Origin of the sequence: Thermococcus sp. GR5 (assembly GCF_012027535.1) — an archaeon.
Classification (GTDB): domain Archaea; phylum Methanobacteriota_B; class Thermococci; order Thermococcales; family Thermococcaceae; genus Thermococcus; species Thermococcus onnurineus.
Window position 1 is genome coordinate 61,493 of sequence record NZ_SNUN01000002.1, and the last position, 25,693, is coordinate 87,185.

Consider the following 25,693-nt stretch of genomic DNA (forward strand, 5'->3'; position numbering starts at 1 on the left):
ACCCTCTCTTCTCTGGGAGGTGACGGCCGTGACCGTCAAGGTCCGCTTTGACAAGGAAGTGAGAGACTACGCCAAGGGCGAGAGGGTGAAGGATTCCGTTCTCAAGCTCACCGAGACGGCCCTTGCTCAAGCTTTGGAGAAGTTCCACCGGAGAATGATCGTCATCGAAGGGGACACCCTGAGGAAGGCCGAGCTGGCCGGAATTCTCGCGGGAGCCTCGGCCAAGGTTCTGAGCGACGTTATAGACGAGCTGAAGAAGAAACGTCTCCGCGATGAAAGCGAGGATAAAATTGAGGTCCTCTACGCCACCGATGCCCTCGGAGAGGAAACCTTCGGAAGGAAGCGTTATGAAGCGTTTAGAAAGCACTTCGACGTTTTGGCCGGTTCTAATGTTAACGTTAAAGCCGTAACCTTTAAGCATACCCGCGACATCCTCGGGAGGACTTATGACCTGCTTGTTCTTGACTTAAGCTACGACTACTCCCCCAACGACCTCGGAAGGATAATCGAGACGGTTAGGGGAGGCGGCCTAATATTCGTGCTGGCCCACCCATTCGAGAAGTGGAAGAACATGTGGACGGGCTTCCACAAGAGCCTCGTTACTCCCCCGTACACCATCGACGACGTCAAGAAGCGCTTCAACAGGAGGCTCATAAGAAAGTTCACGGAGCACGATGGCATCTACATAATCACCGAGAACGGGAAGGCCAGGAAGAAGCCCAAACGGAACAAGAGCCAGGCCAAGATAAAGGGCAGAAAGGGCATCGATATTCCCGAAGAAACTATCTTCCCGCGCGAGCTCTACGAGATGGCCTTAACTGAAGGTCAAGTTGAAGTCCTGAAGGCCTTCGAAGAGCTCGTTGAGAACGAGGGTATGGTCGTTCTCACCGCCGACAGGGGCAGGGGTAAGAGCGTCTCCGTTGGAATAGCGGCGATAGGCCTTGCCCTGGCACTTAAGAAGCGCACGAGGATAGTAGTCACCGCCCCCGAACCAGAGAACGTGCAGAGCCTCTTCCGCTTCGCCAAAAGGGCCCTTGAGAAGCTCGGCTTCAAGCCCCACGTCGTTGAGGAGAAGGGTCTGATAAAGGAGCTCTACGCGAGGAAGATAGGCCTGCGCTATTATCCGCCGACCGAAGGCTACAGAAAGAGCGCCGACCTCTACATCCTCGACGAGGCCGCCGGAATCCACGTGCCCATACTCCACAAGTACCTGAACAAGCCGCGCGTAGTTTACTCCTCCACGATTCACGGTTATGAAGGTGCAGGTAGGGGCTTCTCGGTCAAGTTCCTCAAGAAAGCCCGCGAAAAGAGGGAATTCAAGGAGCTCCACATGGACGAGCCGATACGCTACGCCGAGGGCGATCCCATAGAGAAGTGGCTCTTCGACGTTCTGCTCCTTGATGCCGAGCCGGTTGAGCTTACCGACGAGGATTACGAGCTGATAAAGAAGAAAGAGGTTTACTTCGAGGAGCCCGACCTGGACGACTGGTTCGAGAACGATAGGGAAGACCTCAGGAACTTCGTTGGAATCTACATCCTCGCCCACTACCGCAACAGGCCGAGCGATGTAGCTTTACTTGCCGATGCCCCACACCATGAGGCCCGCGTTCTCCGCCTGAAGAACGGAAAAATAGTCACGGCGATACAGATAGCCAAGGAGGGCAACATCCCGAAGAAGGTTATAGACAAGATGGCAAAGGGCTACAAGCCCCGTGGAAACATAATTCCGGACATGATGGTCAAGCACCACTATTTGAAGGAGTTCGCCAAGCTGAAAGGCTACAGGATAGTTAGAATCGCCACCCATCCAGATGCGATGGACATGGGGCTTGGAAGCAAGGCCCTTGAGCTGCTCGAAGAGGAGGCGAGAAAGAAGGGCCTCGACTGGATAGGTTCAGGCTTTGGAGCGAGCGAGGAGCTCGTCCGCTTTTGGGTTAGAAACGGCTTTGCTGTGGTGCACCTCAGCCCTGCCAGAAACCCTGTCAGCGGTGAGTTCACGGCGATAGTCCTTAAGCCCCTCAGTGAGAAGGCCAAGAAGCTCATAAAGAAGGCCAACGACGAGTTCCGCATAAGGCTCACCGAGTGGCTGGGCGATACCCACCGCGATCTCGAACCGGAGATAGCCCGCTGGCTCTTTGAGAGTCCCTTTGGAGAGGCCGTTGATTACCCCATACACCTGACCGAGGTCCAGAGGAAGCGCCTCGACGCCTTCACGGGCAAGGTGCTCACCTACGATACCGTTGTCGATGCAGTTAAGCCCATCGTCAAACTCTACTTCCTCGACGGCTGGATGAAGCCCTACCTCGACGAGCGCCAGATAAAGCTCCTCATCTACCGCGTCCTTCAGGCCCACAGCTGGGAAGAGACTGCCAAGCTCATCGACAGAACCGAGACCTTCACCATGATAGAGGTGCGTGACATAATCAGAGGGCTCTGGTACTACTACAAGCGGCTCCTGTGACCGGGCTCTGGTTCTCAGTCTTTTGTTTGTCCTTGGCTATTCCTTGTTCTCTTTCATTCCGCCCCGCCGTTCTGTCTGTTCTCCGATATTCTGCCGGCGGCCTTTATCAGGCTGTAATCAAAGACAGAGAGGGGTACGTAGACCACTATGAAGGTTCCCATGAACTGGAGTGTGCCCTCAGGCCGTAAGTTGAAATGGTTCACTATGAGCGCCGCGAGGAGCGTGTTGAGGAAGACTAGGGAAACGTAGGTCTTGAATATGTGTTTTCTAAGCTTCTCTATCGTTGGCCTTATGAGTTGGGCGGCACTTATACCCGCTACGGCACCGGTTATTCCGTTGTCATCAAAATTGCCGCCCGTGATGGTGTACACTGCAAAGAGTGCCATTAAGGCAGTTGTGATCCCAAGAAGGAGCGTTGTAAGTTTCCATTTAAGTGGAACCTTCCCTGGACTTTCAACTTTCTTCACGACTAAAAGTTTCATCTCTCTCACCCTGATACGCCCCTTTCTGGTGGTGTTTTTATTCTAATCAGTTTTAAATTTTCCCAGGGAAGAGAATTAACATTTTTATAGGATTATCCCGTAGGTAAGGTGGTATCACAATGGTAGCTTGAGTGATGAACGATCTCAGCGGTGACAGCTATGTCAGGCAGCAACTGGGAGAAGATAGTATCGATAACAAAGGAGGGGATGCGGAGTATAGGAATGATGAGGCGAAAGATAAGCAGGGGTAAGAAGATAGCGCTGCTTATTGACGGCCCAAACATTCTCCGAAAGGAGTTTGGAGTAAAACTGGAAGACATAGTGGACGTTCTGGAGGACATCGGCGACCTCAGGGTTGCTAAAGTCATACTCAACCAGTACGCTCCTCAGGGTTTAATTGAGGCCGTCTCTAACCAGGGGTTTGAAGTAGTTGTGGTTTCCGGCGAGACTGGAGTAAAACTCGCAGTCGAAGCCATGAGAGAGATATACAACCCGAACATCGACGTCATAGCTTTGGCGACTAGAAACGCGGAGTTTTTACCGGTTATACTCAAGGCAAAGGAGAAGGGCAAGGAGACGATAGTCATAGGTATAGAGCCGGGATTCAGCGCGGCCCTAAAACATGCCGCCGATTACACGATAATCTTGACACCGAATGGTGAGGAAGGATGAGGGAGACTCTCTTCAAGGTCCTTAAGCGCGGCGAGAAGGAGGTCGAGGAAAAGCCCCCAAAGCCAAAGAGCAAGAAGAGTATAGGCCTTATTATCGATGGGCCCAACATCCTCAGGAAGGAGTTCGGCATAAAGCTGGAGGACATCGTCGAGGCTCTGGAAAGGATCGGCAAAATCCGCGTTGCAAAGGTTGTCCTCAACCAGTACGCGCCCCAGGGGCTGATAGAGGCCGTGGTCAACCAGGGGCTTGAGCCGATTATAGTCGCCGGCGACACCGACGTGAGAATAGCCATAGAAGCCATGGAGCTCATATACAACTCCGACGTCGAGGTAATAGCCTTAGCGACCCGAGATGCTGATTTTCTGCCGATAATTAATGAGGCCAAGCGCAAGGGGAAGGAGACGATAGTTATTGGAGTTGAGCCCGGCTTTTCGGTGGCCCTCCAGAATGCTGCGGACTACGTCATCAAAATGGAGGGCAAGGGGAACGGGGGCTACGGAGCCAAATAACTTTTAAGGACTCTTCCCAGCCTACTCTGGTGAGGGCAGTGGTAGTTGAAATAGTCATGTTCATTGTGGGACTCGCCCTTCTAATCAAGGGGAGCGATTTCTTCGTTGAGGCCGCTTCGAGGGTGGCCAAGGGCTTTGGAGTGAGTGAGTTCATTATAGCGCTCGTTCTGGCAAGCATAGCGACGACCCTGCCCGAGGTCACAGTCTCGGCGATATCGTCCTATCAGGGAAAACCTGACATCGCCCTCGGAAATGCCATCGGGAGTGCCCTCGCCAACATAGCCCTTATCCTTGGTGTCTCATCACTCCTCCGCCCGCTTAAGGTCGAGAGAACCGCCTGGAAGAACGCCCTCTTCATGATAGTGGTCACAGCTTACGCCGGATTGCTCATGTACGACGGCACGATAAGCAGGCTCGACGGCGCGAGCCTGATACTCATCTACTTCGGCTTCCTCTACTACCTCTACAAGAAGCACATGACCCTGGAAGAGCTTCCGGAAGGAGGGCGCGGAAATCCAAAGCGGGACGCGCTTATAATGTTCGGGAGCGGACTGCTCGTTGTCACTGGTGCGAAACTCGTCGTTGACAGCGCCGTCACCCTCGCGAGGGCCTTCGGTGTTCCCGAAGTGATTATAGGGCTTACGATGGTCTCAATAGGAACCTCCCTGCCTGAGTTCACTAACTCCCTAATGGCCACCATAAAACGGCTCCCCAACATCAGCGTGGGCAACATCATCGGTGCCAACATCCTTGACATGCTTGTGGTCATAGGAGTTGCGGCGCTTATAAACCCAATCAGGGTTGACCAAACTATATATACCTTTATCCTCCCGCTAACGCTTCTTGTCATGGGCATATTGACGGGAGCGCTCCGCTTCACGGGCAGAGTGAGTAGAGCAACCGGTGGAGTCCTGCTGGCGATATACTGCTACTTCCTTTACCTAGCTGCTACTGGGGGAGTGAGCCTCCCCTAACGTTCAACGTTTTAATGTTTTCACTTAATCTGAACTTTTTCAAGGTCACAATTCTGGGAGGCAAAGCTTTATTAGGCATCGTATTACCACATTATTGAAAATCACAACCGAGTATTTGGAGGTGGTTCGATGAGGAAACTTGGCATCGCACTCCTAGTAGTGCTCCTTGTGGGGCTTTTCGCGGTTCCAAAGCCCGCTGCTGCCCAGGAAGAGCTGACTGTTTACTCCTACGACAGCATAGAGTGGTGGATGAAGGAGATAGTTCCGATATTCGAGGAGAAGTACGGTGTTAAGGTCAACCTCGTCCTCATAGGTGACGCTGGAGAGGTCCTCAACAGGCTCATCCTCGAGAAGGACAACCCGCAGGCTGATGTCGTCGTCGGCATAGACAACAGCTACCTCGCCAAGGCTATAGATGCAGGCGTTCTCGAACCATATAAGCCAGAGAACGCCGACGTTATCCCTGACTGGATAATCGAGAAGTTTGACCCAACCTTCCACCTCACACCCTACGACTACGGATACATAGCTATCAACTACCGCAAGGACATGGTTCAGAACCCGCCGACCAGCCTCGAAGACCTCATCAAGCCCGAGTGGAAGGGCAAGCTCATCATCGAGGATCCGAGGACCAGCTCGCCGGGAATGGCCTTCCTCCTGTGGACGATAGCCGTTTACGGCGACGACTGGCTCTACTACTGGGAGAAGCTCAAGGAGAACGACGTCCAGATCGTCGAGGGCTGGAGCGCAGCTTGGGGAGCTTTCACCAAGGGCGAGTATCCGCTCGTGCTCAGCTACGCGACTTCCCCTGCTGCAACTGTTTACTACGAGAACAACACCAACATCGGTGCTGTCGCATTCAAAGAGGGCAACTACCTCCAGATCGAGGGTGCTGGAATAGTCAAGGGTGCCAAGCACCCAGAGCTCGCCAAGAAGTTCATAGAGTTCCTCATCAGCGAGGAAGCCCAGGAGAAGCTTCCGGTCAACCAGTGGATGTACCCCGTCAACAAGAACGTCCAGCTCCCTGAGGTCTTCCAGTACGCGGTTGAGGTTGACAAGCCCGTCACCGTTGACCCGGCCGAGATAGAGAAGAACTACGAGGCCTGGCTCAAGCAGTGGACCGAGCTCATGGTCGAGGGCAAGAGCGCTGACGAGATACTCGGCAAGACGACCACCGAAACCAGCGGGGAAACTGATAACGCCGGCATCTGCGGACCGGCCCTGATAGTCGGCCTTGCCATAGTGCCGCTCCTCCTTAGGAGGAGGCGCTGAATTCTTCTTCCCTTTTCTTCCCACCGTAACTTTTATAAGAGCGCCCCTTAACCACTAACCCGAGGGCCCGTAGCCTAGCAGGATAGGGCGCCGGCCTTCTAAGCCGGAGGTCGCGGGTTCGAATCCCGCCGGGCCCGCCATTCTCCGAAATAATTGCTTCCATGCGCCTCACCTTCTCTAAATGCCCTCTGAGGAGCTTATTTGCGAGGGCCGAAATGTTAAAACCCTCTTCTTTGAGACCGCCGACCACTTCTTCATCAAGGTACAAATGAACGCGCGTCTTTCGCCTCTTTTCGGGCTTATCTCCGTTGAGAGCCCCGCTATATTTAGGCCCACTTTGTCCCAACATGGCCCACCATTGTGATAATGGACAGAGGTCGATATTAAGACTGCGGTCATAGTCCTTTGCTGGAATTTTGCGTCACTGCGTTTTATTCGAGCTTTTTGATTGTTTTCCTGCGGACAAAAGCCGAAACTTTCTTATATCTTTGCGTAAATACCTTAACGCTTTGAACATAAAAGAGTGGAGGAGGGCCAAGGATGGGAAAAGGCCTAGTTGCCATGATAGTGATTATTCTCCTTTTGGGCGGCGTCTATGTTTTTTATGAGTACGAAAAGAGGGCAGCACTGCAGAATTGTGAAATTAGCCTGGCGGATGTCAGGGTGGCCAGTATTGGCCTTATCAGTGCCAAATTGGAGGTTGTCCTGAGGATTTACAATCCCAACGACGTTACTGCAACTCTTGACCGCATTGACTATGAGCTTTATGGGAACGGCGAGTTCTTGGGTTATGGGGCGTTTGATAGATCTGTGGACATTCCGCCCCACAGTTTTAGGCTTGTCTCCAGCGAGTTCACTTTGGACTATGGTGGGGCTTTGAAGACTATATGGAGTGCGTTGAAGAATGGCGATGTCGAGTGGAGGATTAAGGGCGTTGCTCACATTGACACACCGATTGGGACGCTGAACATCCCGTTTGAGAAGAAGGCCTCCTGAAGTCGTCCGGCTGCCGTGAGGTGATAAAGTTAAGAACCGAAGGAAGTTCCAAAGGGATACAAAGTTCTGGACGTGGCTTGGTTTATTTTCTTTATTCTATTTTTTTGCAATACTTATTGAAATGAAAAAACTTATATACATAAATTTGTCTTATAACAAAGTGGTGATACATGATGAAATTGACACCTGCACGGATAATCGTTATTGTTGTTTTGCTGACTCTAGTGGTATTTCTCCCGATAGTGCCTGCTACACGACAAGTAGCCGATCCTTGGAGTGGGTGCACTGTTAGTGAATGGCTTGATGGAAAATGTACTGAAGATCAAGTACAGTATGAAACTGAAACTTACTATGCACCTCTACTTGAAGCGAACCCTGCATTTAGTAGTCTCTGGCTGTTAGGTGTTGCAGGACTGGGCCTAGTATTGTACTGGCACAGTAAAGATAAAGAGAGTGAAAATAAGAAAAAACACAACAATCTGAAGAGGGTTAAGTAAGTTTCTAGCCCCCTTCCCACTCTTTACTCATAGCGTTAGTATAGTAAAGTTGTTACCTTCCTATCCTATTCTACTTATACTACTCATCTTGGCCTGTCATAAATGCACATACCAAAAAACTCCAAAAGATTGGTAGGACAGGTGGGAAAGATAGAAAGGTAGCATGTACTATTAGTTGTGGTTCCTCCATATTGGGGGCTTCTCACGGGTTACCCAATGCAGAGTAATAGCGCCTGAATATTGAGGAATACAAAAACTATCTCCTTGAATATCTTAGGTACCTTGTCTTGAGATTGGAAGGAAATGCAACTGGTGGCTATCAACACGTTGAAGAGCCTTACCTGTTTATCTCGAAGAGATACAAGGATAGGATTGGTACATCGTCTCTTTCTCCTGCAGAAGATGGTTTCATACTGAGGGTTTCGAGATTCATCGAGAAGTTCCTTAAGGTGCACGGTTTAGAACCTCAGAAAATACAGAGATACAATGATTTAATCTCTGACTACGGCAGGGGCAATAGCCAACTTTTGAAAACTATTCAGAGGAGATCTGAGGAGCTTCTGAAAATTGCAGAGCCTATCTTCCAGAGGGTTGAAGAGATGGGTGATAAAAGGTTAGAGGAAGAAATCCTGAAAATCCTTGAATCTTAAGTAGCTTGTCCGGTATGCATAGTTTTCTTTTTCAATGTCTTGCTTATTTGAGTCAAATGGATACAACATAAGAAGAATCAACAAAAGAAAGAAATTTCATGGATACAACCTACTGGGCGTCCTCGGGAAGAGCGTGGCCCAGCGGACGTGGTCGAGCTTCAGCACCCAGGCGACGAGCCTCTCCAGGCCGAGGCCGAAGCCGCTGTGCGGAACGCTGCCGTACTTCCTCAGGTCAAGGTACCACTCGTAGTCCTTCGGATCCATACCCTCATCGAGAATCCTCTGCACGAGCTTGTCGTAGTCGTCCTCACGCTGGCTTCCGCCGATGACCTCGCCGTATCCTTCCGGCGCGAGCATGTCTGCCGCGAGGACCTTCCTCGGATCCTCCGGGTCTTCCTTCATGTAGAAGGCCTTGATGTGCTTCGGATAGCCGTAGACGAAGAACGGGCTCTCGAACTCCTGCGTTAAAATCCTCTCCTCGTCGGCGCCCATGTCCTCGCCCCACTCTATCTGAACGCCCTTGCTCTGGAGTATGTCTATCGCCTCGTCGTAGCTTATCCTCGGGAACGGTGGAACCGTGTTCTTGAGCGTCGTTAAGTCTTTCCTGAAGGTCTCGATATCGCTCCTTCTCAGCTCAAGCGTTCTCTGCACCATGTAGCTGACGAGCTCCTCCTCAACCTTCATGATGTCCCAGAGGTCCATCCATGCCGCCTCAAGCTCGAGGTGCCAGAACTCGGTGAGGTGCCTCCTCGTCCTGCTCTTCTCGGCCCTGAAGCTCGGTGTGAGCGACCAGACCTTCTCAAGGCCGAAGATGGCCGCTTCGAGGTAGAGCTGGGCCGACTGGCTCAGGTAGGCGTAGCGGTCGAAGTACTTGAGCTTGAAGAGCGTTGCGCCGCCCTCAACAGCTCCAGTGACGAGTATCGGCGGGAAGACCTCGTACCAGCCGTCCTGGAGGAGCCACTCTCTCGCTGCTTGCATGAGAGTTGCCTTGACCTTCATTATGCTAGCAACCTTCGGCGAGTGAAGGTGCAGGTGTCTCACGTCGAGCAGGAACTCGTCGCTTGCGTCCTTCGTTATCGGGAAGAAGTCCACGTTCTGGATGACCTGAATTTTATCGGCCTGGATTTCCACACCCGTCGGAGCCCTTGGATCGGCCTTAACAACGCCCTCAATGATAACGCTCGACTCAATTCCGACCTTCTTGGCCTCGGCATAGGCCTCTTCACTCAGCTCCTTCTTGAATATCGTCTGAACTATTCCACTCGAGTCTCTAAGCACTATGAAGACCTTCTTTCCGACTTCCCTCTTTCTGTAAACCCATCCGGCGAGCTTGACGCGCTTACCTTCCATCTCGGGCCTAACGTCCGCGCAATAAATCTTATCAATCATCATTACCACCTCCAGAGGCTTTGAAATGGGCTTTATAACGGTAGCGATTCCAGACTACCCACGTTAACAGAAGAGCGTCAATTTATCCACGGCTCAAGGGCGGTTATTCCCTTCCTTATCATCAGTATTGGCGGCATGGCTCTACTTTTCCCTTTTCTGCATTTAAATCCTTTGGGCGATTTTATGTCGTTGTGTCAAAATTTTTAAGTATCCAGATGGCATATATTCAAAGGGTGATGGGATGTTTGCGCTCATTGGTACGGTGGTCGATGCTGAAAAGGTTCTGAAAAATCATGCAGTTTTGGTTGATGGAACCGAGGTAATCAACGTTATTCCCAGAGATAAGCTTGGAGAATATGGAGTTGATGAAATCTACGGTGGAGATGGTTATCTCGTTCTGCCGGGTCTAGTTAACACCCACACCCACGTAGCCATGGCCAAACTCCGCGGACTCGGCGAGGATCTGCCAATAGAGCGCTGGCTCAAGGAGGTAATCTGGCCCACTGAGCTCACCTGGACGTCCGAGGAAATCCGCCGCTGGGCGCTCCTTGGAATGGCGGAGGCTTTAGTTAACGGCTCCACGACGATAAACGACCACTACTTCTTTGCCGATGAGATAGCCGGGGCCGCTCGGGAGCTTGGAATACGCGCCTTCATCGGCCAGACGGTGATGGACCTGGTGGACTTTCCCCTCGCGGAGCCTGAAAAGGGCTTCAAGTTCTTCAAGCACTGGGAAGGAAAAGACGAACTCGTCAAACCTACTTTAGCCCCCCATGCAACGAATACGGTCTCACTTGAGCTCATGCGAGAAATCGGTGCCTTTGCCCGCGAGAGAAACGCTTTACTCCACGTCCATCTCTCCCAGAGCAGGGAGGAGGTCAGGACCGTTAAGGAGCGCTACGGACTAACTCCCGTGGAATACCTTGCTGAGGCCGGCGTTCTCCATGAAAACCTCATTGGCGTGCACGGGATATACCTGAGCGATGGAGAAGTTAAGCTCTACTCCCAAAGCGGAGCCACTCTCGTCCATTGCTCCCTCAGTATGGCGAAGCTTGAGGCAAGGATAGCTCCGATAATTGAGCTTTACACCGCAGGGACGAACATAGCGCTGGGCAACGACTCTCCGAACCCCGTTGGCGTTATGGACATGTTCACTGAAATGCGCTTTGCGGCCGTGCTTAACAAGGTCTGGAGAAAGAGAACGGACGTGGCCAGCACAAGGGAAGTTTTCAGCTGGGCCACCGTTGGTGGAGCCAGCGCTCTGAAGCTTAAAGCCGGACTGATAAAACCCGGCTACCTGGCTGACCTTGTGCTCATAAACGCGAGGAAACCCCAGTTCCTGCCCGGGGAGAACGTTTACTCCCATCTCGTCTACTCCACAAGGGGAAGCGATGTAGAGCTTGTGATAGTGAACGGGGAGATAGTCTACAGAAACGGCGTATTCACGAAGCTTGGAAAAACGCTGGAAGAATTATGGGAAGAGCTCAGACCTTCCGAACGATGAGTTTGACACCATCAACGTTGATTACCTTGACGGTGTCCCCTATCTTCAGCCTATCCTCGCTGAGGGCTATCCACTTATCGCCCTCGAGCTCGACGAGGTAGTGCTCCTTTCCGACCTCGACAACCTTTCCCTTTTTACCTTTGAGCTCGAAGGTGTACTTTAGCTTTCCGACGTCTTGGACGTTCCGTTTGATGTACCTCCCGATGACCATGTAGGAAATCACTGCCGCCACGAGTGAAACGACGAAGGACTCTGGAAAGCCCCGGTTGAAGCCGAGGAGCAGCCCGAGGACGGCGAAGGCAACGCCTATTGGAGTTATGAAAGCAGTGACCATCATGTCGAGCACTATTATCAGCAGTCCCAAAATTAAGAGGGAGATGGGGAGGGCATCCATGGCTTCTCACCATTGGCGGTTAGCTCATAATGTCCTTAAGCGTTTTGAGGTCGGGGTCACTTGAGCTTCCGGTTTCCTCGACGAATTTCTTCTCGTTTTTCGGCGGCTCTGGCAGGGGAGTATCTTTAACCTTCTGGAGGATTCTCAGCAGGCCTATCAGCGCCTCGGTGTCGTACGGGACGATGAGGTTACCGTACTTGGCCAGTTCGGGCATCTTCTCGATGTACTGTAGGGTTAAGTACTTCTCGTCCGCCATCTTCAGCGCCTCAAGAACCTTCCTTATGGCCTCGGCCTGACCCTCGGCGATGAGTATCTGCCTCTGCTTCTCACCCTCTGCCTTGAGTATCGCAGCCTGCTTCTGTCCTTCAGCCTCTTTGATGGCGCTCTCTTTCTTACCTTCTGCAAGGAGGATCATGGCCCTCTTTTCACGCTCGGCAGTCATCTGCTTGGCCATTGCCTCCTGGATGTCCTTCGGCGGGTCAATCCTCTGTATCTCGACGCGCGTTATCTTGACACCCCAGCGGTCGGTTATCTTGTCAAGTTCTTCTCTAAGCCTGGCGTTGATTATGTCCCTGCCGCTGAGGGTCTCGTCGAGCTCCATCTCACCAATTATTGCACGCAGGTTGGTCTGGGCGAGCTTGACGATAGCCAGAAGGAAGTCGCTGACGTTGTAAACGGCCTTAACAGGGTCGAGAATCTGGTAGTAGACGACGGCATCGACGGTGACGACGACGTTGTCCTTACAGATAACCTCCTGGGGTGGGACATCCACGACGTGTTCGCGCATGTCCACAACCTTTACCCGCTCCATGAAGGGGATTATGAAGTGTATCCCTGGCTCGAGGATTCTGTTGAACTTCCCGAGCCTCTCGACGAGGCCCTTCTGGTACGGCCGAATTACCTTGACGCTCAGCAGGAGCATTATCAAAAGAAAAACTCCCAGAATCAGCAGGGCAGCACTTGCGAAGGCCGGCATTACTATCGCCTCCAGTTAGTTTTCAAACTCGGAAGGATAAAACTTCTTATAAGTATTTCTGTTGAAGGACGACTTTATAAACCCCTCCACCTTCTGGAGGTCAGGTGAGAGAAAATGGGAAGGCCAGTCTTCCTCGGTAAGGCTTACATTCACTGGTGTGGAGAGTGCAACGTTCCGCTCATCGGCGAGAGCTGCGCCGTTCACGGAAAAGAGAAAACCTTCAAGCTCAACATCACTCCGCCGGGCGACCTGCGCTTCGCTTTCGAGAGGGACATCGAGTTCATACGCTCAATCTTCAAGGAGCACTACGGCGTGGACGTTGGTGAACTCTTCGAGGGCAAAATTGTCCTGCTCAACAAGACTCCAGGAGAGGACGACACCTACGAGATAATCGTCGACGGTTACGTTTTCGGCTGGATACGCTTCGACCCCATCGAGCTCCGCTGGAAGCCGGGCTTAAAGACTGAGGGTGCAATCGCCCTGTGGAAGCGCTTCGGCAAAAAGATGCGCAAATGGATAATCGTTGATGAGGGCGCGATAGAGCCTATCTTGAGCGGCTCCAACCTCCTCCCAGTTGGCATCCTGGAGGCTGAGGAGAGCATCGAGGTCAGCGACGACGTGGTTCTCATCTCCCCGAGCGGTGAGGTCGTGGCGACGGGTATAGCAAAGAAGGATTACAGCGCCTTGATCGCCAGGGAGCGCGGAACGGGCGTCAAAGTCAGGCGGCAGAAGAGCGTGAACTACCGCGAGGGAAGAAAGACCACGATGGAAGATGTCCTTCGGGCGAACAGCATCGAGCTCGAGAAGAAGGTAGCGGAAGCGAAGCGCTTCATGAGAAAAACTGCCATGCGTTACTCCGATCTGCCAATAGCGGTGGCCTTCTCCGGCGGAAAGGACAGCCTCGCCGTTCTCGGCCTTGCTTTGGAGGAGTTCGGCGAGGAGGGCTTCACAGTCTTCTTCAACAACACGGGCATAGAATTCCCCGAAACGCTTGAATACGTCAAAGAGTTCCAGAAGGAACTCGAACCAAAGGGGATAAAGTTCGTCGTTGCAGATGCTGGCGACGCCTTCTGGAGGGCACTTCACGTCTTCTCGCCGCCTGGAAGGGACTACCGCTGGTGCTGTAAGGTCACAAAACTTGGTCCGATAACGATGGCAATAAAGGAAAACTACCCCGAAGGAGTGCTTATGTTCGTCGGCCAGAGGAAGTACGAGAGTATAAAGCGCTTCAAGCAGCCCAGGATATGGAAGAACCCCTGGGTGCCGAACGAGACCGGCGCTTCCCCGATATTCCACTGGCGCGCTTTGGAGGTCTGGCTCTACATCTTCTCACGCGGGCTGAAGTACAACCCGCTCTACGAGGATAGGCTCGACAGGATAGGCTGTTTCCTCTGTCCGAGCTCGTCTCTGGCGGAAATCTACACGCTGAAGGAGGAGAAGCCCGAGCTCTGGGCCAAGTGGGAAAACGAGCTGGAGCGCTGGAGGAGGCGCTTTAACCTTCCGGAGGAGTGGATAACCTACGGTTTCTGGCGCTGGAAGAAGCTGAGCAGGGGTGAGAAGGCGATAGCAAGAGAGCTCGGCGTTGAAATTTCAGAAGAACGCTCCTGGGAGCCGGTGAAGTACTCGATCGAAGAAACGTCTGAAGGCTTAGCAACCCGCTTCAACACCGTTGTAAACCTCAAACGCATCCACGAAGTTGCCCCAATCCTCGGCGAGGTTGAGGAAGGCGAAAACTACATAAGGGCGGGGAAGGTTACATTTAGACCAGATGGAGCCTATACCGATGACTTCAACGAAGCCCTGCAGGCTTACTACCTCGTTAAGAGGGCCTACGAATGCGTTGGCTGTGGTGTCTGCGTGGGCAAGTGTCCTGAAGGAGCACTCAGCATAGATCCTGTGAGCAAAAAGATAATGGTGAATCCCGAGCTCTGCATCCACTGCAGGGAGTGTATGGACGTATGCCCACTCCTGAAAATCAAAAATCCCGAAGAAGGAAGTCAGCTCTGATTGGGCTATTCCTGACTCTCTTCATTTTGACAGTCCCTCTGGCGGGCGGACAGACCTATGACTATGAAATAAACGCCTACGCGGTCTATTTTGAGGTCATCAGTCCGGACGATATTAAGGAAACTATAGAGATAGACCTGACCTCGCATACAAACCTGAGCCAGTACGTTATCTACACGGACTACCCGGTTGATAACCCGAGCGCCATTGTGGAGTTGGGCAAGGGCGTTGAGACAATAAACGTGACCGTCAGGGAGGTGCTCGATGGGACCAGCGCGGTCTACCTCAACTTTCCGATGCTTAAACCTGGCCAGAGCGCCAGGATAAAGCTTACCTTCGAGACAAGAGGGATGATAAGTGAGGCCGATGGTAAGGAGCAGTTTACATACTACATCAAGTTCAGCCAGCCAGTTGGGGTTTTCCACATGCAGCTGCTCGTTCCTAAGGGCTACGCGATTCTCTCGCCGATAATCCCATCTCCGGACAAGGTTGAAAGCTCCACCAACAGACTTCTCCTCGAGTGGACGAGGAACAACATTCGTGTGGGGGACGAGTTTTACTTCATTGTCGGCTTCTCTGGCGAGATAAAGATCGAGAAGCCTTCGCCGCTGACTTACCTTGTCCTCTTCCTCGCAGGCATGCTCCTTGGCGCCGGCGGCGTTTACGGTTACTTCCTCTACAACGAGCGGAAGCGTGAGAAGGAGATGGGGTTCCTGAGGGGCGACGAAGAGAAGATAATGGCAATCCTTCGTGAGGGTCCAGTTCTCCAGAGTGAGCTCGCTGAAAAGCTCGGCGTTTCCAAAGCAAAGGTCAGCATAATCCTCCGCGAGATGGAGGAGAAGGGCCTGATCACGCGCGTGAAAGAGGGCAGAACGTACAGGGTCTATCTGAGGGAGTAGTGTCGGACTTAGTATAGTAAATTTGTTACAATGTATGAAAACGCTATGAATACACTTTCAAACGAAAAGCTTAAATATATTAATTGTGCAAGTAATTTTAACCATCCTGTAAGGGGGGGCGAATGCAGAGGCGTATAGTATGGTTGATTGCCCTTTTGGTGCTTGGAGCAATGCTGCAGGGAGCAAGCGCAGCCAACTATGGTAGCCAGCCAGAGATTCATACCTACCAAGTGTCAGTGAATGGCCAGATGATTCCCATAACAGTGAAAAATGGGATGGTTTCCATCCCAGATACACCCGGGATAGACAGGAAGAGTGTTTTCATGGCTGTCAACAAATATTTTGCAGAACTTCATAGACGTGCTTCTGCAAAGAATGCTGTTTCTGGATCTAGTTCTCCTGAAAGTATTACTGAATGGTACGGTCCGGACTTTGACTATAGGGAGAGAGAAATATTCAGCGTTCCTTACCAAGGTGACGTGTATATTTCTGCATATGCATCCCTCAGCATCGAGAAAGATCAGTTTTCAGTAGTCAGTGTTGGGGGGTACTCCTCAGGAGCTAGCTGGCTGGAGCCTTATGATTACTGGTGGTCTCAAAGTTATCCTGCAGAGACGGCCTCACTGAGTATCGAACTAAAGTTTGTAGGCATAAGTGTAAGCGTCTCGGTCCCATTGGGAGCAGGTTTCACCGGGAACTCTGATACGGCAACATATTCAGGAGTACTCTACAATACTGATTATATAGGCAGGGATTACTCTGGTATAGAGGCGGCTTCAACTTGGGGGATATGGAGGATAGAAGACCATACCCTCAGCTCGTTCTACTTTGGAGGAACGGTATCTTACGACCAAGGTGCCAACTTATATAAAGTCCGGGGGAGTGGAAGTTGAAAAAGACACTTTCTCTTTTTTTAATTTTCGTTCTAGTAGGAGGAGTATCTATCGGCATCTATTATTACAAAAATCCCACCTCAGAGACCAATTCACCAGAAGCTCCCCCAGTGTTACACTGCATTGACCAAACTTTAAACCTCTCGGCGTTTCTGGGGAAGGGGTGGATAGACTACACGATTAAACGGCTGAACCTCGCTAAATGTCCGGATGGTGGATTCACCGAGATTGTTGACACCATCACCCCGGACTTACACTCAACTTATTATTTTGTGGCCACCCTTAGGGCGATCAACGAAACTCCCTTCAACCGAGTCCAAACGATAGTTTGGCTCCATACTCAGGAGGAGAACTTATTTAAAAATGCCTCGAAGGCAAGGTATGGGTTTAGGAATGTATACCATGGAGTCATGACCCTAAAAATGTTGAACTCAACTCCTAGAGACCCGGATAAAATTATAGATTTTGTTCTGAGTGTCAAAAGGAAAAATGGTGCCTTTGTGTATGATGGCCTTGACGTGACAGACCAGGCAATTGAAATACTCTATGTCCTTGGATACAACGTCAGTAGCTTGAATGATACAACTCGATATTACCTAGCGAGATTTAAGAATTTGACTCCACCCTATGGAGGGGATGAGTTGGAGGTTTTAAAGTTTGTTTCGGAGTTTAATAGGTATACAAGAACATTGAAATTAATAGGAGTCAACTATACCTCAACGCAGGAATACAAGGAAGATGTGTCATTCATGAGGAACATATCTAGGAACATTAGTAGCATTTTGATGATAAATCCCCCACTCTTTTTGGTGGCGGATCTGGCCCAAGTATTGAGTGAGAACGGTCTCATGGAGGTTAACATTCCAGAAGCCATTTACACGTATGTCAAATCACATGAACTTCCCGATGGAGGATTTAATTTATTTGGAAAGGACTATGGTGAGTTCCAGGGTACGTATTATGCTGTGAAGGCTATTGTACTAGCGGGGAAAAAGCCTGACAATAAAACAATAAGCTTTGTTCACAGTTGGGAAAGTCCCCTTGGGGGGTTCGCCTTCACCTTCCAGAAGTTTGGGGATCCTATACTGACATATATGGGCGTTTACGTGGCTGAGAAAATAGGGATGGATGTTAACAGAACTATGATCAGGGAGTATTTGGAAAACGCTCTCCATAATCGGTGGCCATACTCTCAAGATGATCCTGAGCCCCTGTATTCTATCTATCTAACATACAGGAGACTTAACCTAACCATGGGGCAAAATGACAGGGAATACCTGAAAAACGAGACAGTTAGGCTAATGGAACTGTATTCTAATAGTCGAGTTGATTCAATCCTATCTGATCCAGGTTGGGTATCACTTATTAGACTTGGAAATGCGCTTGGAGTAACCTTTAGTTCAAAAACTAAGGCGAATCTAATTAACGTTATACTCTCAAAGCGAAATCCTGATGGAACCTTTGGGACATATAAGAATAATACCCCAGTGACTCTATTCCAGACGGTAAATGCCGTTATACTGCTTCACGAACTCGGGTATGATTACAGGGATAACAAAACCGTTCAGTACCTTAATAATCTGATGCATGATGGAGGATGGGGCGGACCCGACTTATACAACACTTACGGGGTAGTACAGGCGCTGGTGTACATGAACTACTGTCCCGAAAAGGTGGATGATATCATAACATTCGTTAGCTCCCTGAAGTACAGATACGGAGGTTTCAGGTTTTATAGAGGGGACACCTCATATGGAGGGCTACAAGAGACGTACTATGCACTGAGGATCCTGGAACTGCTTGGTGCAATCCAGTGACGTGACATACATTTATAAACCGCTCCCCTCTTCTTCCCACTGGTGAGAGACATGGAGGAGTACTTCATCTGTCCTGAGTGCGGTAGCGATGACGTTGAAGTCATCAAAGAGAGGGGACGGGAGCTTACCCTTCGCTGCAACGAGTGCGGCAATGTGTGGATCATAACGCTCCCAAAACTCGTAAAGGTTCCACTCATAGTTAGCAAGCACGAGAGGAGCTTCAAGACTTTCACGGAGCTTCCAGAAGGCGAGGAAATCAAGGTCGGCGACATAGTTGAAACCGAGGACGACGAGGTCAGAATTACCGGCATAGAGCTTGAAGGTGATAAACGGGTGAACAAGGCCAAGATAGGCGAGATTAAAACGCTGTGGGGTGAGAGTTTAACCTATCCGAAGGTCATCAAGGTCTCCATCTACCTGCCGAAGGGAGTAACGCAGGCCTTCAAGGTTAAGGTGCCGCGTGATGAGGAGTTCGTCGTCGGTGAGGTTCTTGAGGTCGGCGGTTATACCTTCAGGGTCGAGAAGATAAAGACGGAAACCAAGATGCTCCACCACGGCAAGGCCAGGGCCGACAAGATAGTCGCCCTGATGGGTCACAGCATTCCACGCGCAAGGGCTAGGAGAAGTCTGGAGATCTATCGTGGCTATGATGAGAACGAGTGAGTTCTCTCAGGTCATTTTCGTTTCCCTGGCTGACCTCTGGGATGACGAGCTTGGCCGCTGCTGATGGCGGCTGTCCCGTTCTGCTTTTTCCCGCCGGCTATCGAAATCCTTTTAAACCATCGCCCAGAATTGAGCACGCAAAACTCGATGAACGATGAAGTTTCGGAGGGATGAAGGATGGCGAAGCCAAGCTACGTCAAGTTTGAAGTTCCGGCAGAGCTTGCTGAGAAGGCCCTTGAGGCTGTCGAGCTTGCTCGCGACACCGGAAGGATAAGGAAGGGCACCAACGAGACCACCAAGGCCGTTGAGAGGGGCCAGGCTAAGCTCGTTATCATTGCAGAGGATGTTGACCCGGAGGAGATCGTTGCCCACCTCCCGCCGCTGTGTGAGGAGAAGGAGATCCCGTACATCTACGTTCCGAGCAAGAAGGAGCTCGGCGCTGCCGCTGGTATTGAGGTTCCAGCTGCTAGCGTCGCCATCATCGAGCCCGGCAAGGGCAGGGAGCTCGTTGAGGAAATCGCTATGAAGGTTAGGGAGCTCATGAAGTGAGCTCCTTTTCCTCCTTTCACTCACGGAAAGGTTTAAGTTCATCTCTGCGAGTGGATTTTTAGATAAGGGGTGTGAGAAATGAGCGACGAAGGATACCCAGCGGAGGTTATTGAGATCGTCGGCAGGACCGGCGTCACCGGTGGCGTTACTCAGGTCAAGGTCAGGGTCCTTGAGGGCCGCGACAAGGGCCGTGTCATCAGGAGGAACATTAAGGGCCCTGTCCGCGTCGGGGACATAGTCATCCTCAGAGAGACTGAGAGGGAAGCTAGGGAGATCAGAGCTAGGAGGTAATCGCGATGCCCAGGTGGAACGTCTGCTCCTATTGCGGAAGGGAGTTCGAGCCGGGAACCGGCAAGATGTTCGTCAGGAACGACGGCAGAGTGCTCTTCTTCTGCTCCAGCAAGTGCGAGAAGTACTACTTCATGGGCAGGAACCCGAGAAAGCTCAAGTGGACCAAGGCCTTCCAGGAGGCCCGCCTCCAGAGGGCCAAGAGGAGGAAGTGATTTCTTTTTTCTTTCGTTCCCTTATTCTGCCACATGTCCTTCTCCAAAAAGCCTTTTAACCGTGCCGTCAACTACTTCTGGTGTTGCCAATGGCGGACAAGAAGATAGAGCGCACCCTGGTTATCCTGAAGCCCGACGCCGTCGTTAGAGGCTTGATGGGCGAAATAATCTCCCGCTTTGAGAAGAGGGGGCTTAAAATCGTCGGAATGAAGATGATATGGATTACACGTGAGCTGGCGGAGAAGCACTACGAGGAGCACAAAGGCAAGCCCTTCTTTGAACCGCTGATTGACTACATAACCAAGGCTCCGAGCGTCGTCATGGTGGTTGAAGGCCGCTATGCCATAAGCGTCGTCAGGAAGATGGCGGGTGCAACCGACCCGAAGGATGCCGAGCCCGGAAGCATAAGGGGCGACTATGGCCTCGACGTTGGCGACGCCATATACAACGTTATCCACGCCAGCGACAGCCCGGAGAGCGCAGAGAGGGAGATAAAGCTCTACTTCAGCGAGGACGAGATATTCGAGTACTGGAAGGCCGCCGACTGGTTCTACCACACCCACGCCAGAGAAAAGAAGGAATACATGGACAAAATGGAGTGACTTCAGACCTTCTTCATTCTCTTTTCCACGTTTGACATCACCGTTACTTCATCGTGTTTCTTGTCGGCCTTTTCCAACGCCACTGCCTTCTTGAGCGTTCTTTCAAGGACATCTTTTCCGAGCTCTTTCGCGACTAACCTCTCTGTCCCTACCCTAACCTGAGTGATGTGGGTCATGTCTATGCCCCACGGAAGGAACCAGAGAAATACTGCCGCCCCAAGCTTCGCGAGGTACCCTCACCCTGACTCACTATCATTGCCGACGCCAGGAAGACCAGAAGGCCGAGGATGATGTGCTTCAGTGGGACACTCCTCTTCTCAATGTAGGCGACTTCAAGTGTCATAGAGAGCGAGAGCCTGAACAGAGATGCCCTGAACCTGTTTCTCCGCCAGATGATCAAAGCCAGACTAAACCCAACGAGCGCCCAAAAGAGTGCCACCAGCAGTTCCGTCAGCATTTTGCCGCTTCTCTGGAATTACCACCCGGACTTTTAATCCTTCCGCCCGAACGAACCCTTTAAAAACTCACGCCGGAGTATCTTCCAGAGGTGAGGGAAATGAAGAGGATTAGACAGCCGATCATAGCGGTTCTCGGTCACGTTGACCATGGAAAAACCACTCTCCTTGACAGGATCAGGCGCACAAACGTCGCCGGCAAAGAGGCCGGCGGAATAACCCAGCACATTGGTGCAACTGAGGTTCCGATTGAGACCGTAAAGAACCTCGCCGGTCCGCTCATCAAACTCTGGAAGGGCGAGATAAAGCTCCCTGGCCTGCTTTTCATCGACACGCCCGGTCACGAGGCCTTCACGAGCCTGCGCGCGAGGGGTGGTAGCCTCGCGGATCTTGCCGTCCTCGTTGTTGATATAAACGAGGGCTTCCAGCCCCAGACTATAGAGAGCATCGAGATCCTCCGGAAGAACAGAACGCCATTCATCGTTGCAGCCAACAAGATAGACAGGATCAAAGGGTGGAAGATCGAGGAGGACGAGCCGTTTCTGGTAAACATCAAGAAGCAGGATCAGAGGGCCCAGCAGGAGCTTGAGACCAAGCTCTGGGAGCTGATAGGCAGGTTTTACGAGATGGGCTTCCAGGCGAACCGCTTTGACCGCGTCCAGAACTTCACCCGCGAGCTGGCGATAGTTCCGATTTCGGCCAAGTACGGCATAGGCGTCCCCGAGCTGCTCGTCCTTATCGCGGGTCTCAGCCAGAAGTACTTGGAGGAGAAGCTCAAGATTGAAGTTGAAGGCCCGGCACGCGGCACAATCCTCGAAGTCAGGGAAGAGATCGGTCTCGGAACTACCATAGACGTCATAATCTATGACGGAACGCTCCACAAAGATGATACAATCGTCGTGGGTGGCAAGGACAAGGCGATAGTGACGAAAATCCGCGCTCTGCTCAAGCCTAAGCCCCTCGACGAGATACGTGACCCGCGCTTCCGCTTTGACCAGGTTGACGAGGTTACAGCCGCTGCGGGTGTCAAGATAGCTGCTCCTGGCCTTGAGGAGGCCCTTGCAGGATCGCCGGTCATCGCCGCCCGCTCTGAGGAAGAGGTAGATAAGGCCAAGCAGGAGATACTCAGCCAGATACAGAGCGTTGTCATAAGCACCGGCAAGGTCGGTGTGATAGTCAAGGCCGATACCCTCGGCTCTCTGGAGGCCCTTAGCAAGGAGCTCCAGGAGAAGAACATCCCAATAAGGAAGGCCGACGTCGGGAACATCAGCAAGACCGACGTCATGGAGGCCCTGAGCGTCAAGGACGAGGATCCAAAGTACGGCGTCGTCCTCGGCTTCAACGTCAAGGTAAACGAGGACGCTGAAGAGGTTGCCAAGGCCAGGGGCGTGCCCATATTCACGGGCAACATCATCTACAAGCTCATTGAGGACTACGAGGCCTGGGTCAAGGGCGAGGAGGAGAAGAAGAAGCGCGAGCTACTCAGCAAGGTCACCTTCCCGGGCGTCATCAGGCTCTATCCTGACGAGCGCTATGTCTTCAGGAGGAGCCATCCTGCGATAGTCGGTATCGAGGTCGTTGAGGGCAGGATAAGGCCCGGCGTCACGCTCATCAAGCAGAACGGCCAGAAGGTCGGCGTTATTAAGTCCATCAAGAACCGCAACGACTTCGTGCAGGAGGCCAAGAAGGGCGAGGCGGTGGCAATAGCCATCGAGGGCGCGATAGTCGGCAGGCACATCCACCCAGGTGAGACGCTCTACGTTGACCTGAGCAAGAACGACGTCATAATCCTTGCGAAGCAGCTCAAGAACGAGCTCGACGAGACTGACATAAAAGCCTTGAAGATGACGGCGAAGGTGAAGGCCCAACAGGATCCGTTCTGGAAGGCGGTTTGACCTCTACTTCTTTTCTAACATTATTACCGCCTCAACATGCGGCGTATGCGGGAACATATCGACCAGAACTGCCTCCTCGACTTGGTAGGCCTTCTTTAAGTGGTTCTCGTAGTCGAGCTTGAACGCCCTGGGATTGCAGGAGACGTAAACGACCCTCTCAACGCCGCTTTTAATCAAAAGCTTCGACGCCTCCTTTAGCCCCTTCCTCGGCGGGTCAACTATTACGGTGTCGTAATCGCCGATTGACGTTTCCTCAGCCCGGCCAACTTTGAAGACGACATCAACCCCATTCAGTTCAGCGTTTTTTCTAGCCATCTCCACCGCGAAGGGATTCAGCTCGACGCCCTCGACGGCAAAGCCCCTCTTCGCCAGCCAGACGCCAAAGGTTCCGACGCCAGAATAGAGGTCAAGAACTCTCTCTCCATCGGCGAAGCCCTCGACGGTCTTCAGCAGGAGAGCTAAGGCGTAGCTGTTGGTCTGGAAGAAACTGTTCGGATGGATGAGATACACCACGTCCTTAATCCTCTCTCGGATGTAAGGTTGGCCAGCTATAAGCCCCGGCTCTCCCTTCGGGTCGTCCCTCTCATCGGCCTTGAAGCTCCAGTAGAGGGAATCCGCGAAAGAGAAGTAGTCCCTAAAGGCCTGCAGGACCTCCCTGGTGGGTTGAACGTGGGCTATAAGGTTCACCATAACCTCTCCCGTGAACTTGCCCTCCTTAATTTGGAGATAGTGAACGTCGCCCCTCTTTTTCCGCAGGTCCCAGGGTCTTAGGCCGCTCTCCTCGAGAAAACCTCTGAGGGCATTCAGATACTCGCGCGCCCTCTTCGAGAAGATTGGACACTCCCTGGAATCCACGACGTCGAGCGGGTTTCCGTACTCCTTGAGGCCGATCCCAGCGGCTGTAACGATGAAGTTGCTCACGTTCCTGAAGCCCCAGATTTTGGGAGAGCCCCTTACATCTGCGCTTATCCCTGTTATCCGCTCGAAGAGTTCCGCTTTAAACCTTAGCTGCTCCTTGTACTTCATTCCCTGCCAGAGGCAGCCGCCGCATTTCCCAAAGTGAGGGCATCTTGGAGTTTGTCTGAGCGGCGAGGGTTCGAGAAGCTTAAAGTCTGTTGCGATTCTCCTTCCGAAGCGCCGTTTAGTTCGCTTCACCAAGACGTAATCGCCTGGGTAGGCGAAGGGGACATGGATAGCTCTGCCATCTATACGAAGGGTGCCCAGGCCCTCCTCGGTAAAGTCTTTGACTGTCTCTTTAATCATGTGGTTTGTTAATTGGAGCAGCTTTAAGAAAGTTTGCCCGATGCTCACGTTCGGTTAGCAAGAAGTAAAGCTACGTGATGATGTTCCACAAGGGAGGAACGATATGGGACTTCGAATTGAAAAAGAAAGTGGAGGATCAGAATTTCTCGCAGTAGAGCTCCGCAAGCCTCTTTATGCCTTCCTCTATCTCCTCTTTGCTCGGCCTTGAGAAGTTTAGCCTTATGGCGTTGCCGCCGCTCTCGTCCGTGTAGAAGGGCTTTCCTGGAACGACAACGACTCCTTTCTTTTCCATTAGCTCGCCCGCAAAGGCCATCCCATCGGCTCCCTCAGGCAGGAAGAGCATTACGAACATCCCTGCTATTGGCCTCGTGAACTCGGCGTCGGGAAGGCTCTCTTCAAGGGCATTCAGCATTGCGTCCCTCTTTTCCTTGTAGCCCGGAAGGCCCTTGTTCAGGTGGTACTCCTCGAAGTAGCCCCTCTTCAGATATTCGAGCGCGATGTACTGGGAAATCGTCGGTGCGCAGAAGTCAACCGGGGACTTCTCCATAAGTACCTTCTTCCCTATTGCACCTCCGGTTATGAGCCACCCGATCCTGAAGCCCGTCCCCATGACCTTGCTGAGCGTTCCGGCCACAATCACCCTGCCATCCCTGTCCATTGCCTTGAGGGGTGTCGCTTTACCTTCGTAGCGCATGAAGTTGTATGCTGCGTCTTCAACGATTAATAGATCGTGCTCGCTTGCTATCTCGAGAAGGGCCTTTCTCCGCTCCTTGCTCATAGTCACGCCCATGGGGTTCTGGCCGGTGGGTATGGTGTAGATGAACTTGACCTTCTCCCCCCTGGCTTCCAGCTCCCTGAGCCTCTCCTCCAGGAGGTCAGTCCTCATGCCGTTTTCGTCCATAGGTATTCCCACGATCTTCGCACCCAGCTGCTCGAAGGCGAGGATGCTGTTGATATAGCTCGGATTCTCGGTTATGACGATGTCGCCCGGGTCTATGAGCACCCTTCCGAGGAGGTCGAGGGCGCCGGTGCCACCTACGGTTATGATGATCTCCCCGGGAGATACTTTATAACCCTCGTACTTCTCAAGGAACTTCGAAAGCTCTTCTCTGAGCTCCGGAATCCCGTTCGCTGGGGTGTACATTACCGAGGCTGGAACGTTTTCGAGAACTTCCTTCGCAAGCTCGCCCAAAACGCTCCTCGGAATGAGGTTAGGGTCGGGGTCGCCTGCTGAGAGGGAAATGAGTTCCCTTCCCTGCGCCCTCAGCTCTGCAGCTTTCTTCATAACGTCAGCAAGGGCAGAGCCTTTAATCCAGTTGGCTCGTCCGGCCAAAAACTTCACGTCCTTCATAGCCATCACCCGATAAGGAT

The 25,693-nt window shown here is 52.0% G+C and carries 27 protein-coding genes and 1 tRNA gene; 20 read left to right on the forward strand and 8 right to left on the reverse strand.

Going from position 1 to position 25,693, the window contains the following annotated elements:
* The first annotated feature begins 28 nt into the window (after window positions 1–28).
* Window positions 29–2,461 (forward strand): tRNA(Met) cytidine acetyltransferase TmcA, encoded by a 2,433-nt coding sequence (locus E3E33_RS02180; RefSeq protein ID WP_167731665.1) that lies wholly within the window; start codon window positions 29–31, stop codon window positions 2,459–2,461.
* Between the two features lie 53 nt (window positions 2,462–2,514).
* On the opposite strand, the gene E3E33_RS02185 is transcribed toward E3E33_RS02180, so the two are convergent.
* The gene (locus E3E33_RS02185; RefSeq protein WP_167712196.1) at window positions 2,515–2,943 is read right to left on the reverse strand and encodes a hypothetical protein; all 429 of its coding nucleotides are present in this window, start codon (window positions 2,941–2,943) and stop codon (window positions 2,515–2,517) included.
* A 159-nt stretch (window positions 2,944–3,102) separates the two neighbouring features.
* Here E3E33_RS02185 and E3E33_RS02190 point away from each other — a divergent pair, with 159 nt between their 5' ends.
* The 8 genes from E3E33_RS02190 (at window position 3,103) to E3E33_RS02225 (ending at window position 8,513) form a co-directional block, all read left to right on the forward strand.
* The gene (locus E3E33_RS02190) at window positions 3,103–3,615 is read left to right on the forward strand and encodes a TIGR00288 family NYN domain-containing protein (RefSeq protein WP_012571926.1); all 513 of its coding nucleotides are present in this window, start codon (window positions 3,103–3,105) and stop codon (window positions 3,613–3,615) included.
* Window positions 3,612–4,124, forward strand: coding sequence for a TIGR00288 family NYN domain-containing protein (locus tag E3E33_RS02195; RefSeq protein ID WP_167712195.1), 513 nt, complete (start codon window positions 3,612–3,614; stop codon window positions 4,122–4,124). The genes E3E33_RS02190 and E3E33_RS02195 overlap by 4 nt, the downstream gene beginning before the upstream one ends.
* Before the next feature lie 38 nt (window positions 4,125–4,162).
* Window positions 4,163–5,098 carry a calcium/sodium antiporter gene (locus tag E3E33_RS02200; RefSeq protein ID WP_167712198.1) on the forward strand — a complete coding sequence of 312 codons (936 nt, stop codon included), beginning with the start codon at window positions 4,163–4,165 and terminating at the stop codon, window positions 5,096–5,098.
* A 129-nt stretch (window positions 5,099–5,227) separates the two neighbouring features.
* Entirely contained in the window at window positions 5,228–6,370 is a 1,143-nt protein-coding gene (locus E3E33_RS02205; protein WP_167712194.1) for a thiamine ABC transporter substrate-binding protein, read from the forward strand.
* A 63-nt stretch (window positions 6,371–6,433) separates the two neighbouring features.
* Window positions 6,434–6,510: transfer RNA gene (locus tag E3E33_RS02210), tRNA-Arg, on the forward strand.
* A gap of 400 nt (window positions 6,511–6,910) precedes the next feature.
* Window positions 6,911–7,366, forward strand: a complete 456-nt coding sequence (locus tag E3E33_RS02215; protein ID WP_167712218.1) for an LEA type 2 family protein — start codon at window positions 6,911–6,913, stop codon at window positions 7,364–7,366.
* 170 nt (window positions 7,367–7,536) lie between these two features.
* The gene (locus E3E33_RS02220; RefSeq protein ID WP_167731666.1) at window positions 7,537–7,863 is read left to right on the forward strand and encodes a hypothetical protein; all 327 of its coding nucleotides are present in this window, start codon (window positions 7,537–7,539) and stop codon (window positions 7,861–7,863) included.
* Between the two features lie 287 nt (window positions 7,864–8,150).
* Window positions 8,151–8,513, forward strand: coding sequence for a hypothetical protein (locus E3E33_RS02225; protein ID WP_167712220.1), 363 nt, complete (start codon window positions 8,151–8,153; stop codon window positions 8,511–8,513).
* 96 nt (window positions 8,514–8,609) lie between these two features.
* On the opposite strand, the gene asnS is transcribed toward E3E33_RS02225, so the two are convergent.
* On the reverse strand, window positions 8,610–9,902 hold the full coding sequence (gene asnS, locus E3E33_RS02230) for an asparagine--tRNA ligase (RefSeq protein ID WP_167712057.1): 1,293 nt from the start codon (window positions 9,900–9,902) through the stop codon (window positions 8,610–8,612).
* Window positions 9,903–10,143: 241 nt separating this feature from the next.
* On the opposite strand from asnS, the gene E3E33_RS02235 reads away from it, so the two are divergent.
* Complete coding sequence (locus tag E3E33_RS02235; protein ID WP_167712058.1) at window positions 10,144–11,406, forward strand: amidohydrolase; 1,263 nt, start codon at window positions 10,144–10,146, stop codon at window positions 11,404–11,406.
* Here the strand turns inward: E3E33_RS02235 and E3E33_RS02240 are convergent.
* On the reverse strand, window positions 11,387–11,800 hold the full coding sequence (locus E3E33_RS02240; RefSeq protein WP_012571919.1) for an NfeD family protein: 414 nt from the start codon (window positions 11,798–11,800) through the stop codon (window positions 11,387–11,389). The genes E3E33_RS02235 and E3E33_RS02240 overlap by 20 nt on opposite strands.
* 19 nt (window positions 11,801–11,819) lie before the next feature.
* Window positions 11,820–12,776, reverse strand: a complete 957-nt coding sequence (locus tag E3E33_RS02245; RefSeq protein ID WP_012571918.1) for an SPFH domain-containing protein — start codon at window positions 12,774–12,776, stop codon at window positions 11,820–11,822.
* Window positions 12,777–12,890: 114 nt separating this feature from the next.
* Between E3E33_RS02245 and E3E33_RS02250 the strand changes: the two genes are divergently transcribed.
* The 9 genes from E3E33_RS02250 to ndk all read left to right on the forward strand — a co-directional run bounded on the left by E3E33_RS02250 (window position 12,891) and on the right by ndk (window position 20,709).
* Window positions 12,891–14,783 (forward strand): phosphoadenosine phosphosulfate reductase family protein, encoded by a 1,893-nt coding sequence (locus E3E33_RS02250; RefSeq protein WP_167712059.1) that lies wholly within the window; start codon window positions 12,891–12,893, stop codon window positions 14,781–14,783.
* A gap of 26 nt (window positions 14,784–14,809) precedes the next feature.
* Complete coding sequence (locus E3E33_RS02255) at window positions 14,810–15,682, forward strand: MarR family transcriptional regulator (protein WP_240912001.1); 873 nt, start codon at window positions 14,810–14,812, stop codon at window positions 15,680–15,682.
* Between the two features lie 122 nt (window positions 15,683–15,804).
* Window positions 15,805–16,575, forward strand: a complete 771-nt coding sequence (locus E3E33_RS02260; protein WP_167712061.1) for a hypothetical protein — start codon at window positions 15,805–15,807, stop codon at window positions 16,573–16,575.
* Window positions 16,572–18,392 (forward strand): prenyltransferase/squalene oxidase repeat-containing protein, encoded by a 1,821-nt coding sequence (locus E3E33_RS02265; protein WP_167712062.1) that lies wholly within the window; start codon window positions 16,572–16,574, stop codon window positions 18,390–18,392. Before E3E33_RS02260 ends, E3E33_RS02265 begins: the two co-directional genes overlap by 4 nt.
* A gap of 51 nt (window positions 18,393–18,443) precedes the next feature.
* A complete protein-coding gene (locus tag E3E33_RS02270) occupies window positions 18,444–19,055 on the forward strand; it encodes an HVO_0476 family zinc finger protein (protein WP_012571915.1) in 612 nt (203 codons plus the stop codon).
* Between the two features lie 177 nt (window positions 19,056–19,232).
* The gene (gene rpl7ae / locus E3E33_RS02275; protein ID WP_012571914.1) at window positions 19,233–19,604 is read left to right on the forward strand and encodes a 50S ribosomal protein L7Ae; all 372 of its coding nucleotides are present in this window, start codon (window positions 19,233–19,235) and stop codon (window positions 19,602–19,604) included.
* 78 nt (window positions 19,605–19,682) lie between these two features.
* Entirely contained in the window at window positions 19,683–19,895 is a 213-nt protein-coding gene (locus tag E3E33_RS02280; protein WP_012571913.1) for a 30S ribosomal protein S28e, read from the forward strand.
* Between the two features lie 5 nt (window positions 19,896–19,900).
* Complete coding sequence (locus E3E33_RS02285; RefSeq protein ID WP_012571912.1) at window positions 19,901–20,107, forward strand: 50S ribosomal protein L24e; 207 nt, start codon at window positions 19,901–19,903, stop codon at window positions 20,105–20,107.
* 89 nt (window positions 20,108–20,196) lie between these two features.
* A complete protein-coding gene (ndk, locus tag E3E33_RS02290; RefSeq protein WP_012571911.1) occupies window positions 20,197–20,709 on the forward strand; it encodes a nucleoside-diphosphate kinase in 513 nt (170 codons plus the stop codon).
* 2 nt (window positions 20,710–20,711) lie between these two features.
* On the opposite strand, the gene E3E33_RS02295 is transcribed toward ndk, so the two are convergent.
* Both E3E33_RS02295 and E3E33_RS02300 read right to left on the reverse strand, forming a co-directional pair.
* On the reverse strand, window positions 20,712–20,885 hold the full coding sequence (locus E3E33_RS02295) for a hypothetical protein (protein ID WP_167712063.1): 174 nt from the start codon (window positions 20,883–20,885) through the stop codon (window positions 20,712–20,714).
* A 2-nt stretch (window positions 20,886–20,887) separates the two neighbouring features.
* Window positions 20,888–21,166, reverse strand: coding sequence for a hypothetical protein (locus E3E33_RS02300; RefSeq protein ID WP_167712064.1), 279 nt, complete (start codon window positions 21,164–21,166; stop codon window positions 20,888–20,890).
* Window positions 21,167–21,265: 99 nt separating this feature from the next.
* On the opposite strand from E3E33_RS02300, the gene infB reads away from it, so the two are divergent.
* Window positions 21,266–23,059 (forward strand): translation initiation factor IF-2, encoded by a 1,794-nt coding sequence (gene infB / locus E3E33_RS02305; RefSeq protein WP_167712065.1) that lies wholly within the window; start codon window positions 21,266–21,268, stop codon window positions 23,057–23,059.
* Between the two features lie 3 nt (window positions 23,060–23,062).
* Here infB and rlmD read toward each other — a convergent pair whose 3' ends face one another.
* Together rlmD and E3E33_RS02315 are read right to left on the reverse strand one after the other, a co-directional pair.
* The gene (gene rlmD, locus E3E33_RS02310) at window positions 23,063–24,322 is read right to left on the reverse strand and encodes a 23S rRNA (uracil(1939)-C(5))-methyltransferase RlmD (RefSeq protein WP_167712066.1); all 1,260 of its coding nucleotides are present in this window, start codon (window positions 24,320–24,322) and stop codon (window positions 23,063–23,065) included.
* Between the two features lie 136 nt (window positions 24,323–24,458).
* Window positions 24,459–25,679 (reverse strand): PLP-dependent aminotransferase family protein, encoded by a 1,221-nt coding sequence (locus E3E33_RS02315; RefSeq protein WP_240912002.1) that lies wholly within the window; start codon window positions 25,677–25,679, stop codon window positions 24,459–24,461.
* Between the last annotated feature and the right edge of the window lie 14 nt (window positions 25,680–25,693).

Excerpts from the sequence above, each read along its gene's own strand:
- E3E33_RS02235 (WP_167712058.1), top strand. The coding sequence starts at position 10,144 with ATGTTTGCGCTCATTGGTACGGTGGTCGATGCTGAAAAGGTTCTGAAA.
- E3E33_RS02245 (WP_012571918.1), bottom strand. The coding sequence starts at position 12,776 with ATGCCGGCCTTCGCAAGTGCTGCCCTGCTGATTCTGGGAGTTTTTCTT.
- E3E33_RS02285 (WP_012571912.1), top strand. The coding sequence starts at position 19,901 with ATGCCCAGGTGGAACGTCTGCTCCTATTGCGGAAGGGAGTTCGAGCCG.
- E3E33_RS02315 (WP_240912002.1), bottom strand. The coding sequence starts at position 25,679 with ATGGCTATGAAGGACGTGAAGTTTTTGGCCGGACGAGCCAACTGGATT.
- E3E33_RS02205 (WP_167712194.1), top strand. The coding sequence starts at position 5,228 with ATGAGGAAACTTGGCATCGCACTCCTAGTAGTGCTCCTTGTGGGGCTT.
- E3E33_RS02295 (WP_167712063.1), bottom strand. The coding sequence starts at position 20,885 with ATGACCCACATCACTCAGGTTAGGGTAGGGACAGAGAGGTTAGTCGCG.
- E3E33_RS02270 (WP_012571915.1), top strand. The coding sequence starts at position 18,444 with ATGGAGGAGTACTTCATCTGTCCTGAGTGCGGTAGCGATGACGTTGAA.
- E3E33_RS02220 (WP_167731666.1), top strand. The coding sequence starts at position 7,537 with ATGATGAAATTGACACCTGCACGGATAATCGTTATTGTTGTTTTGCTG.
- E3E33_RS02240 (WP_012571919.1), bottom strand. The coding sequence starts at position 11,800 with ATGGATGCCCTCCCCATCTCCCTCTTAATTTTGGGACTGCTGATAATA.
- E3E33_RS02215 (WP_167712218.1), top strand. The coding sequence starts at position 6,911 with ATGGGAAAAGGCCTAGTTGCCATGATAGTGATTATTCTCCTTTTGGGC.
- E3E33_RS02185 (WP_167712196.1), bottom strand. The coding sequence starts at position 2,943 with ATGAAACTTTTAGTCGTGAAGAAAGTTGAAAGTCCAGGGAAGGTTCCA.
- infB (WP_167712065.1), top strand. The coding sequence starts at position 21,266 with ATGAAGAGGATTAGACAGCCGATCATAGCGGTTCTCGGTCACGTTGAC.
- rlmD (WP_167712066.1), bottom strand. The coding sequence starts at position 24,322 with ATGATTAAAGAGACAGTCAAAGACTTTACCGAGGAGGGCCTGGGCACC.
- asnS (WP_167712057.1), bottom strand. The coding sequence starts at position 9,902 with ATGATTGATAAGATTTATTGCGCGGACGTTAGGCCCGAGATGGAAGGT.
- E3E33_RS02190 (WP_012571926.1), top strand. The coding sequence starts at position 3,103 with ATGTCAGGCAGCAACTGGGAGAAGATAGTATCGATAACAAAGGAGGGG.
- E3E33_RS02250 (WP_167712059.1), top strand. The coding sequence starts at position 12,891 with ATGGGAAGGCCAGTCTTCCTCGGTAAGGCTTACATTCACTGGTGTGGA.
- E3E33_RS02260 (WP_167712061.1), top strand. The coding sequence starts at position 15,805 with ATGCAGAGGCGTATAGTATGGTTGATTGCCCTTTTGGTGCTTGGAGCA.
- E3E33_RS02280 (WP_012571913.1), top strand. The coding sequence starts at position 19,683 with ATGAGCGACGAAGGATACCCAGCGGAGGTTATTGAGATCGTCGGCAGG.
- E3E33_RS02195 (WP_167712195.1), top strand. The coding sequence starts at position 3,612 with ATGAGGGAGACTCTCTTCAAGGTCCTTAAGCGCGGCGAGAAGGAGGTC.
- ndk (WP_012571911.1), top strand. The coding sequence starts at position 20,197 with ATGGCGGACAAGAAGATAGAGCGCACCCTGGTTATCCTGAAGCCCGAC.
- rpl7ae (WP_012571914.1), top strand. The coding sequence starts at position 19,233 with ATGGCGAAGCCAAGCTACGTCAAGTTTGAAGTTCCGGCAGAGCTTGCT.
- E3E33_RS02300 (WP_167712064.1), bottom strand. The coding sequence starts at position 21,166 with ATGCTGACGGAACTGCTGGTGGCACTCTTTTGGGCGCTCGTTGGGTTT.